14 protein-coding genes and 1 other RNA gene are annotated in these 12,915 nt (G+C 37.3%); 12 read left to right on the top strand and 3 right to left on the bottom strand.

Annotated features, from left to right (window positions below):
- Positions 1 to 25: 25 nt before the first annotated feature.
- Complete coding sequence (locus K9B36_RS10435; RefSeq protein ID WP_223701994.1) at positions 26 to 274, bottom strand: sigma-G-dependent sporulation-specific acid-soluble spore protein CsgA; 249 nt, start codon at positions 272 to 274, stop codon at positions 26 to 28.
- A complete protein-coding gene (locus tag K9B36_RS10430; protein WP_223701993.1) occupies positions 267 to 452 on the bottom strand; it encodes a hypothetical protein in 186 nt (61 codons plus the stop codon). Before K9B36_RS10430 ends, K9B36_RS10435 begins: the two co-directional genes overlap by 8 nt.
- A 173-nt stretch (positions 453 to 625) precedes the next feature.
- Between K9B36_RS10430 and K9B36_RS10425 the strand changes: the two genes are divergently transcribed.
- Complete coding sequence (locus K9B36_RS10425) at positions 626 to 775, top strand: hypothetical protein (RefSeq protein WP_223701992.1); 150 nt, start codon at positions 626 to 628, stop codon at positions 773 to 775.
- Between the two features lie 232 nt (positions 776 to 1,007).
- Here K9B36_RS10425 and K9B36_RS10420 read toward each other — a convergent pair whose 3' ends face one another.
- A complete protein-coding gene (locus K9B36_RS10420) occupies positions 1,008 to 1,484 on the bottom strand; it encodes an Hsp20/alpha crystallin family protein (RefSeq protein WP_223701991.1) in 477 nt (158 codons plus the stop codon).
- A 146-nt stretch (positions 1,485 to 1,630) separates the two neighbouring features.
- Between K9B36_RS10420 and K9B36_RS10415 the strand changes: the two genes are divergently transcribed.
- The 11 genes from K9B36_RS10415 (at position 1,631) to K9B36_RS10365 (ending at position 12,392) form a co-directional block, all read left to right on the top strand.
- Positions 1,631 to 3,541, top strand: coding sequence for a lysylphosphatidylglycerol synthase domain-containing protein (locus tag K9B36_RS10415; protein ID WP_223701990.1), 1,911 nt, complete (start codon positions 1,631 to 1,633; stop codon positions 3,539 to 3,541).
- Between the two features lie 191 nt (positions 3,542 to 3,732).
- Positions 3,733 to 3,939 (top strand): cold-shock protein, encoded by a 207-nt coding sequence (locus tag K9B36_RS10410; RefSeq protein ID WP_223701989.1) that lies wholly within the window; start codon positions 3,733 to 3,735, stop codon positions 3,937 to 3,939.
- A 162-nt stretch (positions 3,940 to 4,101) separates the two neighbouring features.
- On the top strand, positions 4,102 to 6,369 hold the full coding sequence (locus K9B36_RS10405) for a DEAD/DEAH box helicase (RefSeq protein WP_223701988.1): 2,268 nt from the start codon (positions 4,102 to 4,104) through the stop codon (positions 6,367 to 6,369).
- 13 nt (positions 6,370 to 6,382) lie between these two features.
- Positions 6,383 to 7,654 carry a ribonuclease H-like domain-containing protein gene (locus K9B36_RS10400; protein ID WP_223701987.1) on the top strand — a complete coding sequence of 424 codons (1,272 nt, stop codon included), beginning with the start codon at positions 6,383 to 6,385 and terminating at the stop codon, positions 7,652 to 7,654.
- Between the two features lie 340 nt (positions 7,655 to 7,994).
- Positions 7,995 to 8,396, top strand: a complete 402-nt coding sequence (locus K9B36_RS10395) for a spore coat protein (RefSeq protein ID WP_223701986.1) — start codon at positions 7,995 to 7,997, stop codon at positions 8,394 to 8,396.
- 358 nt (positions 8,397 to 8,754) lie between these two features.
- The gene (locus K9B36_RS10390) at positions 8,755 to 9,321 is read left to right on the top strand and encodes a DUF1273 domain-containing protein (protein ID WP_223701985.1); all 567 of its coding nucleotides are present in this window, start codon (positions 8,755 to 8,757) and stop codon (positions 9,319 to 9,321) included.
- 239 nt (positions 9,322 to 9,560) lie between these two features.
- The gene (gene gpsB / locus K9B36_RS10385; protein WP_223701984.1) at positions 9,561 to 9,866 is read left to right on the top strand and encodes a cell division regulator GpsB; all 306 of its coding nucleotides are present in this window, start codon (positions 9,561 to 9,563) and stop codon (positions 9,864 to 9,866) included.
- A 62-nt stretch (positions 9,867 to 9,928) separates the two neighbouring features.
- Positions 9,929 to 10,320: RNase P RNA component class B (rnpB, locus tag K9B36_RS10380), an RNA gene on the top strand.
- A gap of 379 nt (positions 10,321 to 10,699) precedes the next feature.
- Positions 10,700 to 11,845, top strand: a complete 1,146-nt coding sequence (locus tag K9B36_RS10375) for a THUMP domain-containing class I SAM-dependent RNA methyltransferase (RefSeq protein WP_223701983.1) — start codon at positions 10,700 to 10,702, stop codon at positions 11,843 to 11,845.
- A 68-nt stretch (positions 11,846 to 11,913) separates the two neighbouring features.
- A complete protein-coding gene (locus K9B36_RS10370; RefSeq protein WP_223702069.1) occupies positions 11,914 to 12,105 on the top strand; it encodes a hypothetical protein in 192 nt (63 codons plus the stop codon).
- Positions 12,106 to 12,197: 92 nt separating this feature from the next.
- Positions 12,198 to 12,392 (top strand): hypothetical protein, encoded by a 195-nt coding sequence (locus K9B36_RS10365; protein WP_223701982.1) that lies wholly within the window; start codon positions 12,198 to 12,200, stop codon positions 12,390 to 12,392.
- Positions 12,393 to 12,915: the final 523 nt, after the last annotated feature.

Raw genomic sequence — 12,915 nt, 5'->3', positions numbered from 1 at the left:
CTGGACAGTCATGGAGTCTAAGCCTCTACAATAATTCATAAACCTCATTTAGTTGCTGCAACCTTAGAAAATCCTCCGACTGTAAGGCGTGTTTCATTTCGTCAGGGAGTGATTCATTGAGAAATTGTACTTCTTCTTCGCTTAAAGAATAAATGAAAGCTGTTAAGTTATCTTCAGAATAATGTTTAATCCTATGAACTATTTGACGGTTAAGATTCTGATCATCAGGGTAGGATGAAAGCACCTCCTGAAGATATCCTAATGCTTTATTCATGATAATCTCCTTTTGCTTTACCTTCAAAGAAAAAGTTATCTAGCTTTTCTTCTTCTTCATCATTTAAAGAAGAGCTATAATAAGGATTTTTTACTTTTTCCTTTTCATCCAAATTTGTCTGTATGACCAGGGTTGGTGATGGAGTAGGATTTGCGTATACTTTCCTATATTTTGTCATGTGAAACCACCTCCTGTTGTTATCATTTGTATATAAAAGAAAACTATGTGAGGTACTCATCGCACTTAACGAAATAGGAAAGCTAAATATTTTCCATTAATAAAAAAGTGCTACAGTGCAAATGATATATAGAGTTGAATTTTATGTATTAATAAGCTATAGGAGGCTGTTTTATGACGAATAGAAATGATAACCGAGAACGTAAAAACAAATATCCTAACAACAAAAGGAATGTAGATACGGCTAAAGATTTTTCGAGTATTCAACAAGACAATACACCAGAAGAAAACCCGAAATATGGCAGCAAAACTCATAAAAATTAAGTGAACATGGCTGGGATAAAAGTGGTCGAGACTAAGGAAAACCCGAACTAATTTGAGTTTTAAGATCAAATTAGTCCGGGTTTTTTAATGTTTTCAGATATACGTTTAGTTTTTAGGCTACTAAAGCGAAGTCTTGCACGGAAATCAATAGCGGTTTTAGAGCCGGTACTTAAATTATTCGTCTTTTGTAAGAGTTTTTTAGTTTTGTCCTATCCTCGTTCTGATTTAATTTTTAATCCTGTATTTTAACTTGTTTTTTGTCTTTTTTCGGCAATCGAATTTTTAGGAGTCCGTCACGATAACTTGCCTGTAACTCACCGATTTTAACATAAGAAGGAATCGGAATGCTGCGGCTTGCTTGATTGGACGTGTAGCTTTTGGAAAAGGTGGTCAAATCTTTATCAGTCGCTTCTATTGTCTCCTCGTGGTTAACTGAGATGGTAATGTACCGATCATAAGTTTCTATTGTGATTTGCTCTTTTTTTATACCAGCTAACCTGCTGAGAATAATAAATTCGTTGTCTGTTTCCATCGTTTCAATCGGTAATGTTTCGCTTGAGAATGTTTGACCAAAATAACCATCCACCTGTTGCAGCAAGCCTTTTAATGGAGAGTTTGTGAAAAATGAATCAATGGAATTTAGTATATTTGGTTGGCCGGGACGAGTATTGTTATTTTTTGAAGTTGGCTCTGATTGTTTATCCTTCATGGAGATACCCCTTTCAAATCATGATATATATCTATATGTATTAGAGGGGCAGGGAGGTTCCGGAAATATTGGATGGAAAGCTTAAGAAATCTATGTTACTTTTGGGATAAAGGGAAAGACATAAAGTAAATAAGGGAAGTAGGCTCATGCAATTATTGAAAAACATTTATTTCATAAAAGTTCTTAAAGTTATTCTTCCACTCACGATTTTAATTGTCCTCTACATAGAAGGGAAAAAACAAATACAAACAATTGATTTTGTACTAGTTAGCTCAAAGGTGCAGGAAATAGGCATCTTTTCCTTTATTTGGATTATGCTACTAGGTATCCTTGCTGTATCTACTATGATTTTTTACGATGCTTTTATTACAAAAGAGTTAAGAATGGCTATTTCTAAAAGGAAACTACTGCTTCAAGGATTTTCTGCTAATTCTTATGCTAATTTCCTTGGATTTGGCGGATTTGCAGGAGTAGGTTTACGTACTGTTTTTTATCGGAAGAATATTCACAGTATGCCTATATTAATTAAAAGGGTGACCTTAATTCTTCCTTATATGTTGATAGGATTATCCTTATTTTCTTGGATCGTACTTATTATGGAATGGATTTCTCCAATCGTGTTAAAAGACTACCCTATGTTGAAGCTACCTTTGCTATTTATGTGTGGTTATGGAGTTGTTATCGTTGCAATAAGTTATTTTACCAAAAGCTTGAATAATAAATCACAAATGTTGCTTGTAGGAATTAGTGTATTAGAATGGCTTTTTGCAGCATTTTTATTTTCTCAAATAGCAAATAAATTAGGAGCCGAAATTCCTTTAGTTTCTATTTTCGTTTTATTTTTCCTTGCCGCAATCGCAGGGGCGTTAAGTATGGTTCCTGGCGGAGTGGGAGCATTCGATTTTGTCATTCTTATCGGGATCTCAAGTTACGGTATTTCGGAAGAAAAAGCCATAGCTCTTTTATTGCTTTACCGCTTTGTTTATTATGTGGTTCCTTTCTTACTAAGCAGTATCTTTTTAGTACAATATCTTACAAGGGAAAGATTATGGAAACATCTCTTGCCCAATCAATATGCGTTTTCGCTTTTATGCCACAGAATTCTAACTTTATGGATTGTAATAGTGGGAGTGTTGCTACTACTTTTCCCTGTAGTACCATTAATAATCGAAAGGGTTAAACTCGCTAATCAATTTATGTCGATGGAATTAATGCAAATCACTCAACAATTCTCTATCGCAATAGGAATTACTCTCTTAGTATTAGCTCGTGCTATTGATGATAAGGTAAAAAGAGCCTATTCATTTACCTTTTTTATTCTTGTGATAGGAACTATTGTCAGCCTTTCAAAAGGGTTTCATATCTGGGAGGTTGTAATACTAATTATTGCCATGATTCTCTTGTTTGGTTCCAAAGGATTGTTTTATCGTATAGCAAGTCAATATACAATAGCCAAAATAATTATTGATGGTTTTATTTTAATTAGCATTTCTACTCTTTATGTTTTGCTAGGCTCTATCCAGATTGTCTATCTACAAAAAATAGTACCGCAAAGATTGCAAGATTTCTTCTCATTACATCCTCAAGCATTGCTGAAAGATGTGATAATAGGAGTGTTGGTTTCTATCCTCCTATTATATTTAGGTTTGTATTGGAAGCGTAATAAAAAATCTGCATCTCTATTTATTCCCATTTCAATTAAAAATGAAAAGACACAACATGATTCAGCTCTTTCAAAACCTATATATGTATATACTTCAAGCTTAGGGAAGATCTATTATCAAAAATGGATGGATTTAATGATTGTTGATTCTACATTAGTTTTAAAAAAAGATACAATCCCGCTACTTAAACAATTTGAAGCGGAAATTGACCTGTATGGTTATGCTCTTATGATTCCGCTAAAAGAGGATGAAAAGGAATATTTGATAGGGAACAACTTTCTCATTTACGAAGAAAAAGGACAAAAGGTTGCAGTTTCTAGTAATATCCCGCAAATTGTAGCGAAAAGTTCATTAAAGTGGCTTGTACATTACACTAAACTAGTGGTAAGATAGATAGCCATTTCTATTGATATATGATATAATAAAAATTGGAAATGATTCTAGGTGAGGATGATTCTTCTTTTTCGCCATCGAGTAGCTTTTTTATTTAAAAACATATTATGATTTCCTCGTAATTTGGAATACTAACAGTATATTAGTGTGGATTTACTACGCCCCACCTCAAAAGATAGGAGAGTGGTACTATGGCTTTTGGAAGAAGAGAAGTAGAAGAAGTTGTAACCGACGAAACGAAGATTTGGGAATGTGAAGCGGAAGATTGTAATGGCTGGATGCGAGATAACTTTAAAAGCAGTGAAACTCCATCTTGTCCACTATGCAAATGTGGTATGAAACAATCCACTAAGGTTATTGCAGTTGTTAATAATCACAGTCAAAATCAAAAAATGTAATTAAACTACAAAAATAACCAAGCCCGATCATCGGGGCTTGGTTATTTTATTTTTAGCCACGATCTTCTGCAAAGGTGTATTATGAAAAAATAACCAGGAAATGCCCCTTTACGAACCGAACGCCTATTCGATAAAATAGAAAGTAGATAAAGAGGTGAAGGTATGAAGTGGAGAAAAGATATTCAAGAAGTCATACATTGGATGAAAACGGAAAAAACGATTGCTGAAAATATTATACATTGGGAGACCGTTCCCCAAAAAGAGGCGCAATCAGTTCCTTTTCCAGAGAAAATAGATGAGCGTCTCCTAGCTGCGCTAACGACGAGGGGCATCTCTTCGTTATATACCCACCAAGCTGCAGCTTTTCAGGCAGCATTTCATAAAAAGCATTTTGTCGCAGTGACCCCCACTGCGTCAGGGAAAACCCTCTGTTATAATTTGCCTGTCTTACAAAAAATCGTTAATAGTACGGAAAGCAGGGCGCTTTATTTATTTCCTACCAAGGCGCTTGCACAAGATCAGAAAAGTGAATTGAATGAAATTATTACCCAAATGGGTGTTCCTATTAATAGTTATACATATGATGGGGATACAGCTCCCGCTATTCGTCAAAAGGTTCGAAAAGCTGGGCATATAGTTATTACGAATCCTGATATGCTACATTCTGCTATTTTGCCTCATCATACAAAATGGGTCTCTCTGTTTGAGAACTTGGAATATATCGTCATCGATGAGCTTCATACATATCGAGGGGTGTTTGGAAGTCATGTTGCAAATGTGATTCGCCGATTAAAAAGAATCTGTCGTTTTTACGGCAGTGATCCTACTTTTATATGTACGTCTGCTACTATTGCCAATCCAAAAGAACTAGCTCAGGAGTTGACAGGGGAAGCTTTCGAGCTCATTAACAACAATGGAGCACCTTCTAGTAAAAAGCATATCGTTTTTTACAACCCGCCGATTGTTAATAAGCCATTAAATATTCGTCGTAGTGCAACACTTGAAGTGAGAAAGCTCGCCAGTGGATTTTTACAAGAAAAAATCCAAACGATTGTGTTTGCAAAAAGCCGTGTCAGAGTGGAGATACTTTTAACCTACTTGCAGAATCTGGTGAAAGATCAGCTCGGAAAAAAATCAATCCAAGGTTATCGGGGCGGTTATCTGCCTACTCAACGACGGGAAATTGAAAGAGGCCTACGAAATGGAGAGATTTATGGTGTAGTAAGCACAAATGCTCTCGAACTAGGGGTGGATATCGGTCAACTGCAAGTATGCATTATGACAGGTTACCCGGGAACCATCGCAAGTGCCTGGCAGCAAGCTGGACGAGCTGGAAGAAGGCAGGGAGAAGCTGTCATTGTCATGGTGGCGAGCTCAAGTCCGCTTGATCAATATGTTATTCAGCATCCTGAATTTTTCCTAAAAAGCAGTCCCGAATCAGCAAGAATTAATCCAAACAACCTTGTGATTCTTGTGGATCATGTAAAGTGTGCAGCTTATGAACTACCCTTCAAGAAGGGAGATACATTTGATGGAGTGGAACTTGAGGATATTTTAGACTATTTAACAGAAGAAAGAGTATTGCACGAGAATGCCGGAAAATGGCATTGGATGAATGATGCTTTTCCTGCCCATAATATCAGCCTGCGTTCAGCATCCCAAGAAAATGTTATCATCATTGACCAAACAGTGGAGCCAGCAAATAAGGTAATAGGGGAAATGGACAGATTCAGTGCGATGACACTTCTTCATGATGAAGCAATCTACCTCCATCAAGGAATCCAATTTCAAGTAGAAAAACTTGACTGGGAGGAAAAAAAGGCGTTTGTCAGAGAGGTTAATGTAGATTATTTCACTGATGCTAACCTAGCTGTATCACTGGATGTGCTTGAAGAGGATAAAAGAAGTGAGTACACTGCAGGAAGCATTTCGTATGGAGATGTTTCTGTTAAGGCGATGGCAACTATCTTTAAAAAGATAAAGTTTGAAACGCATGAGAACATCGGTTCTGGTCCTATTCATTTACCGGAAGAGGAGCTTCATACGAATGCAACATGGATAACCATGAATAAAGAGATATCAAGCTCGCTGGGGCCAGACGAACTGGAAAAGAGTCTGCTTGGACTATCTCATGCATTAAAGTATGTGGCACCTTTATTATTGATGTGTGAGCCTATGGACTTACAAGTAGTTCCACAAGTAAAATCAACACACGATGAGCTGTCTGTGATCTATTTTTATGACCGCTATCCTGGTGGAGTTGGTTTAAGTGAGAAAATATATGAAAAGATTAGCGAACTGCTTCATCGTGCAAGTGAACTGATTGTGAGTTGTCCATGTCATTCGGGCTGCCCATCTTGTATAGGAGCAGATTATATGGAAGAGGATATGAAAAAGCTTTCCCTACAGCTATTGGAACGACTTGTGTAAAGGATGAATCTTTATGTCGATGAAAAATAAACTTAATAGAATGAAAAAACATTTAAAGCAGGAGTCCGAAAGCGGCACTCAGGATAGTCAAGAGATAAAGAACTCTGTAAATACAGCGGAAGCACTAAAAAACAGGACGCTTCCAAAAGCAGACGAATGGGAAGCTTATGGAGTGAAACCATTCTTTTTTAATGAAGAATATTGTCTTATCCGAGAGGTAACATATCCACTTGACTTTAAGCATGGCATTTATACATTAGGGGAGCTTTTGCCTGTTGTGGAAATGTGGCAAAACACAGATGTAACACATCCTTTAACAGCAAAAGGTCATCACCCAAAGGACTTATTCTTTTTTGATACAGAAACAACTGGCCTAAGCGGAGGTACAGGTACAACTATATTTCTTCTAGGCTATGCAAGAATAATGGAAGATAAGGTTATAGTCAGACAGCATCTTCTACCAGGACCGGGCAATGAGGTAGCCTTATACCAAAGCTTTCTTCAAGAGGTGGATTATACAACATTAGTAACCTATAACGGAAAAGCATTTGATTGGCCGCAGGTGAAAACCCGGCACACTCTAATACGAGAACATGTCCCAAAGCTTCCCTTATTTGGTCACTATGACCTTTTGCATGCAGCAAGAAGGCTTTGGAAAGAAAAATTAGAGTCGGTCCGGTTGGCGAACGTAGAAAAAGAAATACTAGGAATTTTGAGAGAAGATGACATACCAGGCTTTTTAGCCCCAATGATTTACTTTGATTTTGTAAAAACAAATGAGCTCCAAGGTATAAAAGGGGTTTTAAAGCATAATGAGTGGGATGTTCTTACACTAATCACATTATATACACACCTTTCGAAGCTCTTGCAGGTGGAAGCGGAAACGAGAAACCAAAAAGAGGAATATGAAATAGGAAGATGGTTCGACTCGTTAGGGGAAAAGGAAACCGCGGCATCATTGTATGAAAACATTCTAGAAGATTCATGGGAGGCATGTTATAAATTAGGCTTACTGAAAAAAAAGAAGCAAAAATTCCAGCAAGCACAAGATCTTTTTCTGCAATCGTATCATCATAAGCAGAATACTAAAAAAGAAATTGTGGGAATAGAACTTTCCAAGTTATTTGAACACCAAGTCAAAGACTACCCAAAGGCTCTAGGATTCGCGGAAGAGGCATGGGGATTTTGGAAAGAAAAACAGGTGTATTCAATTGAAAAATCCAGTCCTCAGAATTACCAATTCGAGAAAAGAATCTCACGGTTGCAAAAAAAAATAAACAAATGAAAATTTTCTCGGAAATTGTCGTTTAAACTCACAATAATGTGTTGTAAACGGCAGGTTTACCATGTAAAATTAACTATTGTAAATGTTTATTTTACAAAGGAAAAGCATGGGAGAGAGAGCGTTGTCTAGATTAATATTATGTTTGTTTTTTGTTGTTATAGGTCTGACCCTTTTTGTTTTTACTAATCTTAAAGACGATATTTATACCATTTTGCTTTAAAACTCTCTAGGCAAAAAGGTAAATCTACGTAAAATAGGTGTTTGTCTTAGTACATGTATCTCCCTTCTTTCATAGTTTGTTAATGTAAAGAGAAAAAACAAATGGAAAGGAGATCGTATTATGCATAATTGTAACAGACCAAATATGTTGTCACCGATTGTTCACCCAACAAAGTGCTGTGTGAAAAACTTGTATTCAACAACTGAGGTGCCACATATCCATCCATCCCACACAACGTATGTGAACAATGAAATGTACCAACATAAACATTATTTCCCACATACAGAATCGATGGTTGACTCAGTTTCCCATCAAAACTTTAACTGTGGCCCTGGAGCCCCTGGAATGGGTGCTGGACCCGGTCAAGTAATGGGAGCGTCACAAGGCCCTGGAATGGGATATGGCCCCGGAATGGGAATGCCTGGAGGACCTCAAGTAATGGGAGCGTCACAAGGTCCTGGAGCTCCTGGAATGGGATATGGCGCTGGGATGCCTGGTCACTGTAAGCCTTATGGCAGATAAGCACTATTGAAAAGTAATTTTACGTTACTCTGATAATATACGGGAACTGGTTAGCGCCAGTTCCTTTTTCTGTTTGCTGTTTTGGTATCCATTTAGGTTACGCCTAACTTTATGCGATCCTTCGCAACCTTGGTTTCTTCTTAAATAATTATCGAAAGTGTTACTCTTTAACGAGAAAGATAGCATAAGGTGAAAAGTCATGATTTTTATACTTGCTATACAACTGTGTCACTTGCGCTTTTTAGCAATCATACTTATTATTAAGGTAGGCTCTTTTTTATTTTCATTATTTATTATATAAGGTATCTTTACGCTATTACCTCTTTTGATGCAAAGCCCGAAATTATGAGGTGTTTTAATGAAAGTGCTAGTAGTTACCGGTTATAAACCACAAGAATTGCAAGTATTTAAAAAGAATGACCCAGCAATACATTATATTAAAAAGGCATTACATAAACGGATTGTTTCTTTACTAGAAGAGGGGCATGAGTTAGAATGGATTGTCATCAGCGGACAACTGGGTGTGGAATTGTGGGGGGCTGAGGTCGTATATGAACTTCAAGAATCCTACGAAGAATTAAAGGTCGCTATCTTTACCCCCTTCTTGGAACAGGAAGAAAATTGGAGTGAAACAAATAAGGAGTATTATGAGCTTATTTTATCACAAGCTAACCATATCGATTCTATAACAAAAAAAAAGTATGAATCTCCTCTTCAGCTACGATTAAAAAATCAATTTCTGGTTGATAAATCAGATGGTTTGTTAGTTGTTTATGATGAAGAGAGGCAGGGTAATCCTCAATATATAATTGATATAGCAAAGAACAAAGCAGCAAACCAAAGCTATCCCATCTTTATGATTGATGACTATGAGTTGCAACTTGTTGTAGAGGAAGAACAATTAAATCAACAGGATGATTGGTAATACAATAAATATTGTCGCCTTTATCAGTTAGTTTCCTTAAATATGACAATATTCCAAGGCAAGAAATCTTCTGTGGAGAAGTGGCGTTAGGAAGACCTATGAGGCAACTCAAAAGCCGTATTCCACATTCCCAACAGCAATAAATTAACAAAAACAATAAAGAAAAATTGACAAAGGGCCATTTTTCTGAAAAAATATTAATAGAGAAAATGGCACTAGAGCATTGAGGTGAGGAACTTATGCTATCAGATAAAATTAAATTAACGGCTAAAGAGATCTTGGAAAAAGAATTCAAATCAGGCATGAGAGGCTATAAGGCTGAAGATGTTGATAAGTTTTTAGATGTAGTGATCAAGGACTATGAAACATTCCACCAAGAGTACGAAATGCTCTTGCAGGAAAATGCTAAATTGAAAAGACAAGTAGAAGAATCCGGCAAAAAACAACAATCAACGAACACAAACACCGGCTCAACTAATTTTGATATTCTTCGAAGACTTTCTAATTTAGAAAAACATGTGTTTGGCAGTAAATTGTACGAATAACAAATAATACCAGTTGCAATCATCTTCATATTTGGCTATACTATACTTTGCTGACATCAATAGTGATTGGGTAACCGCTACAGTTTTTACTGTAGAGGAAAGTCCATGCTCGCACAGGCTGTGATGCCTGTAGTGTTCGTGCCTAGCGAATAAATAAGCTAGGGTAGCTTGGTTTCTTACTAGGCTAACGGCAGGGAAATCACCTAAGTCCTTTGGATATGGTGTGAATACCTTGAAAGTGCCACAGTGACGTAGTCTTACAAGAAATTGTAAGAGTGGAACGAGGTAAACCCCTCGAGCGAGAAACCCAAACAATGGTAGGGGCATCTTCTCTCCGGAATTCGAACGAATGAGAAGGACAGCTAATTTTTATTATCTGTAGACAGATGGTTACCACCCGAGTACAAGGAGCAATCCGTTTGTAGTACAAAGGAACAGAACATGGCTTACAGATCACTATTGATAGAATGTCGCATCTTATTATTAATCATAAACGTTGAAATAAGCTCTCCTGGATTCAGGAGAGTTTTTATTAATTGTAAATTGTATCAGTTATAGGTAATTTACTTCAAAGGTATGCAGCGTCCAGCTCCTGGCACCAGATATTAACAAACTTTCATCAACTTCTTTATAATAAGGTCTTCATCGAGTTGCTAGCACTCTGCGTGTTTCCTTTATATGGTAATGCTCGTTTCAGTTTTTACATCTAAGCTGGCGCTTCGGACTTTTGATGATAGTAAAAAAAAGTTTCCTTCTTTAGTTGTTGGGAACACTATACATAAACGTTATAATACATAGGTAAGTTTGATTACAATAGTTAGGGTGAAAAGAAAATGAAAAACAAATACAAATTGATTGCAACTGCAGCCATGGGTTTAGAAGCACTTGTGGCAAATGAAGTAAAGGATCTTGGCTATGAATGTACAGTAGACAATGGAAAGGTAATATTTTATGGAGATCCTCTTGCCATTTGCCGTGCAAATTTGTGGCTTCGTACAGCTGATCGAATCAAAATAGTGGTAGGAGAGTTTAAAGCAACATCTTTTGAAGAGCTCTTTGAACAAACAAAATCCTTACCATGGGGGGACTATTTGCCAGAGGATGCAGAGTTTCCTGTAACCGGAAAATCTGTAAAGTCTCAGCTGGCAAGTGTACCAAATTGTCAGGCTATCGTAAAAAAAGCTGTGGTAGAAAAAATAAAAGCGCACTATGGTATTCAGTCCGCATGGTTGGATGAAAAAGGTGCTGTCTATAAAATAGAAGTAGCTATCTTAAAGGATATGGTACAACTATCCATTGATGCCTCTGGAATCGGGCTACACAAACGGGGGTATAGAGCAGATCAGGGGGAAGCGCCATTAAAAGAAACGCTTGCAGCTTCTCTTGTTCTTTTAACCAATTGGAAGCCGGACAAACCTTTTGTAGATCCTTTCTGTGGGTCAGGGACCATTCCCATTGAGGCTGCATTAATTGGTCAAAATATTGCACCAGGATTTAACCGTGATTTTGTTTCAGAAGATTGGGATTGGGTTGGTGAGAAGACCTGGGAAAAAGCACGTCAGGAAGTGGAAGATAAGGCGAACTATGATCAAAAACTTGATATATCTGGCTATGATATTGATCATCGTATGATTAGTATGGCAAAAGAAAATGCGTTTGAAGCAGGGCTCGGGGAACTCATTACCTTCAAGCAAATGCAAGTTAGTGATTTTACTACAGATAAGGAATATGGTGTCATCATCGGTAATCCTCCATATGGGGAACGTCTTGGTGAACGCCCTGAAGTAGAGAAAATGTATAAAGAGATGGGCAAAGCTTTTGCCAGCTTGGATACATGGTCCATCTATATGCTAACCTCCCACGAGGGGTTTGAAAGTCTTTACGGTAGAAAAGCAACAAAAAAACGCAAACTATTTAACGGTTTCATTAAAACGGATTTCTACCAATACTGGGGAAAGCGTCCGCCTAAAAATCTCTAAAAATAATTAACGTTTAACAACGATAATCCTCGGGAATTAGTAAGTAAGGAGTGATTTCGTTGAAAAAAATGGATAAAGACAAAGAGTTGCAGCATCGAAATGACAAAGAAAATGCCTTTAAAGAAAATGAGAAAAAGCAAAAAAAGCGTGATCAGCTTGTAATGCCTATTGATGAATTGCCCTTGGAAGACATCAAATATGAAGCTGAAGAAGAGGAAGACAAAGAAAATACCAAAGATCGTTCCTCTAGCGAAAAATAATACTGGCATCGCGTAGAACATTTTAAGTGGAAGAATATTTTAAAACATGAAGGCATAGAATACTCTTATCTATATTATGGAGGGAAAGATCTATGCCGTTACATGTTGATGATTTTATGAAAATATCCAAAGCTTTGGAGAAGTGTTACCAACAGTTGGTAAATGAAAATCCCCTCGAAAGTGATGGAGTCGAACGATTAAACGTAGCGTTGGAAGACTATAACAAAGCTATGCTGCACGCAACAAATGTGGATAAAGATTTAATAAACTTCGGTATAAGAGATTAAAAGACTTCCCACAAGGCTGGGAAGTTTTTTCATTTGATTTATTTAGCTATGTTATTCTCCCTAAGCAATACCTCCCCGTAGGAGTCTCGGGGTTTCGTTCCGCTCAACAGCTAGGATCTTATAGTCAATTTTGCTCAGTTGAAATAGAAATCCGTAGTTAAAGATTGGGGAAACCTTTCTATTTCAAGGAATCTCATAATGAGACATGCGCTAGTACAAGGAACTTTTATAGGTCTCTTTGAACACCGCTGTTACTCTCCACGAAAGACTTCGCGTCCGCGGGGTGCTAGGGAAGCCTCCTCGGCTAATCGCCTGCGGGGTCTTCCCAATGCACCATCTCCCGCAGGAGTCTCCGCCTTTCGTTCCGATTCACAGCTAGGAAGCAAAAGTTCAATGGGTGGTCTTCGTAGGTCTTTTAAACAGTCTCACACTAAATAAAACTTAGAATTCTATATAAAAACGAACCACTATAATCAAGCTAGAAAATGCCCATATCTCTAAAGTGATCTCCCCTGTGTATTGG

It is taken from the genome of Sutcliffiella deserti (assembly GCF_020037475.1).
GTDB lineage: Bacteria > Bacillota > Bacilli > Bacillales > Bacillaceae_I > Sutcliffiella_A > Sutcliffiella_A deserti.
This window is presented reverse-complemented; position numbering and strand designations above follow the sequence as displayed.

What these genes read in the sequence shown, in the direction of transcription:
- K9B36_RS10435 (WP_223701994.1), bottom strand. Translation starts at nt 274, where the DNA reads ATGAATAAAGCATTAGGATATCTTCAGGAGGTGCTTTCATCCTACCCT.
- K9B36_RS10430 (WP_223701993.1), bottom strand. Translation starts at nt 452, where the DNA reads ATGACAAAATATAGGAAAGTATACGCAAATCCTACTCCATCACCAACC.
- K9B36_RS10425 (WP_223701992.1), top strand. Translation starts at nt 626, where the DNA reads ATGACGAATAGAAATGATAACCGAGAACGTAAAAACAAATATCCTAAC.
- K9B36_RS10420 (WP_223701991.1), bottom strand. Translation starts at nt 1,484, where the DNA reads ATGAAGGATAAACAATCAGAGCCAACTTCAAAAAATAACAATACTCGT.
- K9B36_RS10415 (WP_223701990.1), top strand. Translation starts at nt 1,631, where the DNA reads ATGCAATTATTGAAAAACATTTATTTCATAAAAGTTCTTAAAGTTATT.
- K9B36_RS10410 (WP_223701989.1), top strand. Translation starts at nt 3,733, where the DNA reads ATGGCTTTTGGAAGAAGAGAAGTAGAAGAAGTTGTAACCGACGAAACG.
- K9B36_RS10405 (WP_223701988.1), top strand. Translation starts at nt 4,102, where the DNA reads ATGAAGTGGAGAAAAGATATTCAAGAAGTCATACATTGGATGAAAACG.
- K9B36_RS10400 (WP_223701987.1), top strand. Translation starts at nt 6,383, where the DNA reads ATGTCGATGAAAAATAAACTTAATAGAATGAAAAAACATTTAAAGCAG.
- K9B36_RS10395 (WP_223701986.1), top strand. Translation starts at nt 7,995, where the DNA reads ATGCATAATTGTAACAGACCAAATATGTTGTCACCGATTGTTCACCCA.
- K9B36_RS10390 (WP_223701985.1), top strand. Translation starts at nt 8,755, where the DNA reads ATGAAAGTGCTAGTAGTTACCGGTTATAAACCACAAGAATTGCAAGTA.
- gpsB (WP_223701984.1), top strand. Translation starts at nt 9,561, where the DNA reads ATGCTATCAGATAAAATTAAATTAACGGCTAAAGAGATCTTGGAAAAA.
- K9B36_RS10375 (WP_223701983.1), top strand. Translation starts at nt 10,700, where the DNA reads ATGAAAAACAAATACAAATTGATTGCAACTGCAGCCATGGGTTTAGAA.
- K9B36_RS10370 (WP_223702069.1), top strand. Translation starts at nt 11,914, where the DNA reads ATGGATAAAGACAAAGAGTTGCAGCATCGAAATGACAAAGAAAATGCC.
- K9B36_RS10365 (WP_223701982.1), top strand. Translation starts at nt 12,198, where the DNA reads ATGCCGTTACATGTTGATGATTTTATGAAAATATCCAAAGCTTTGGAG.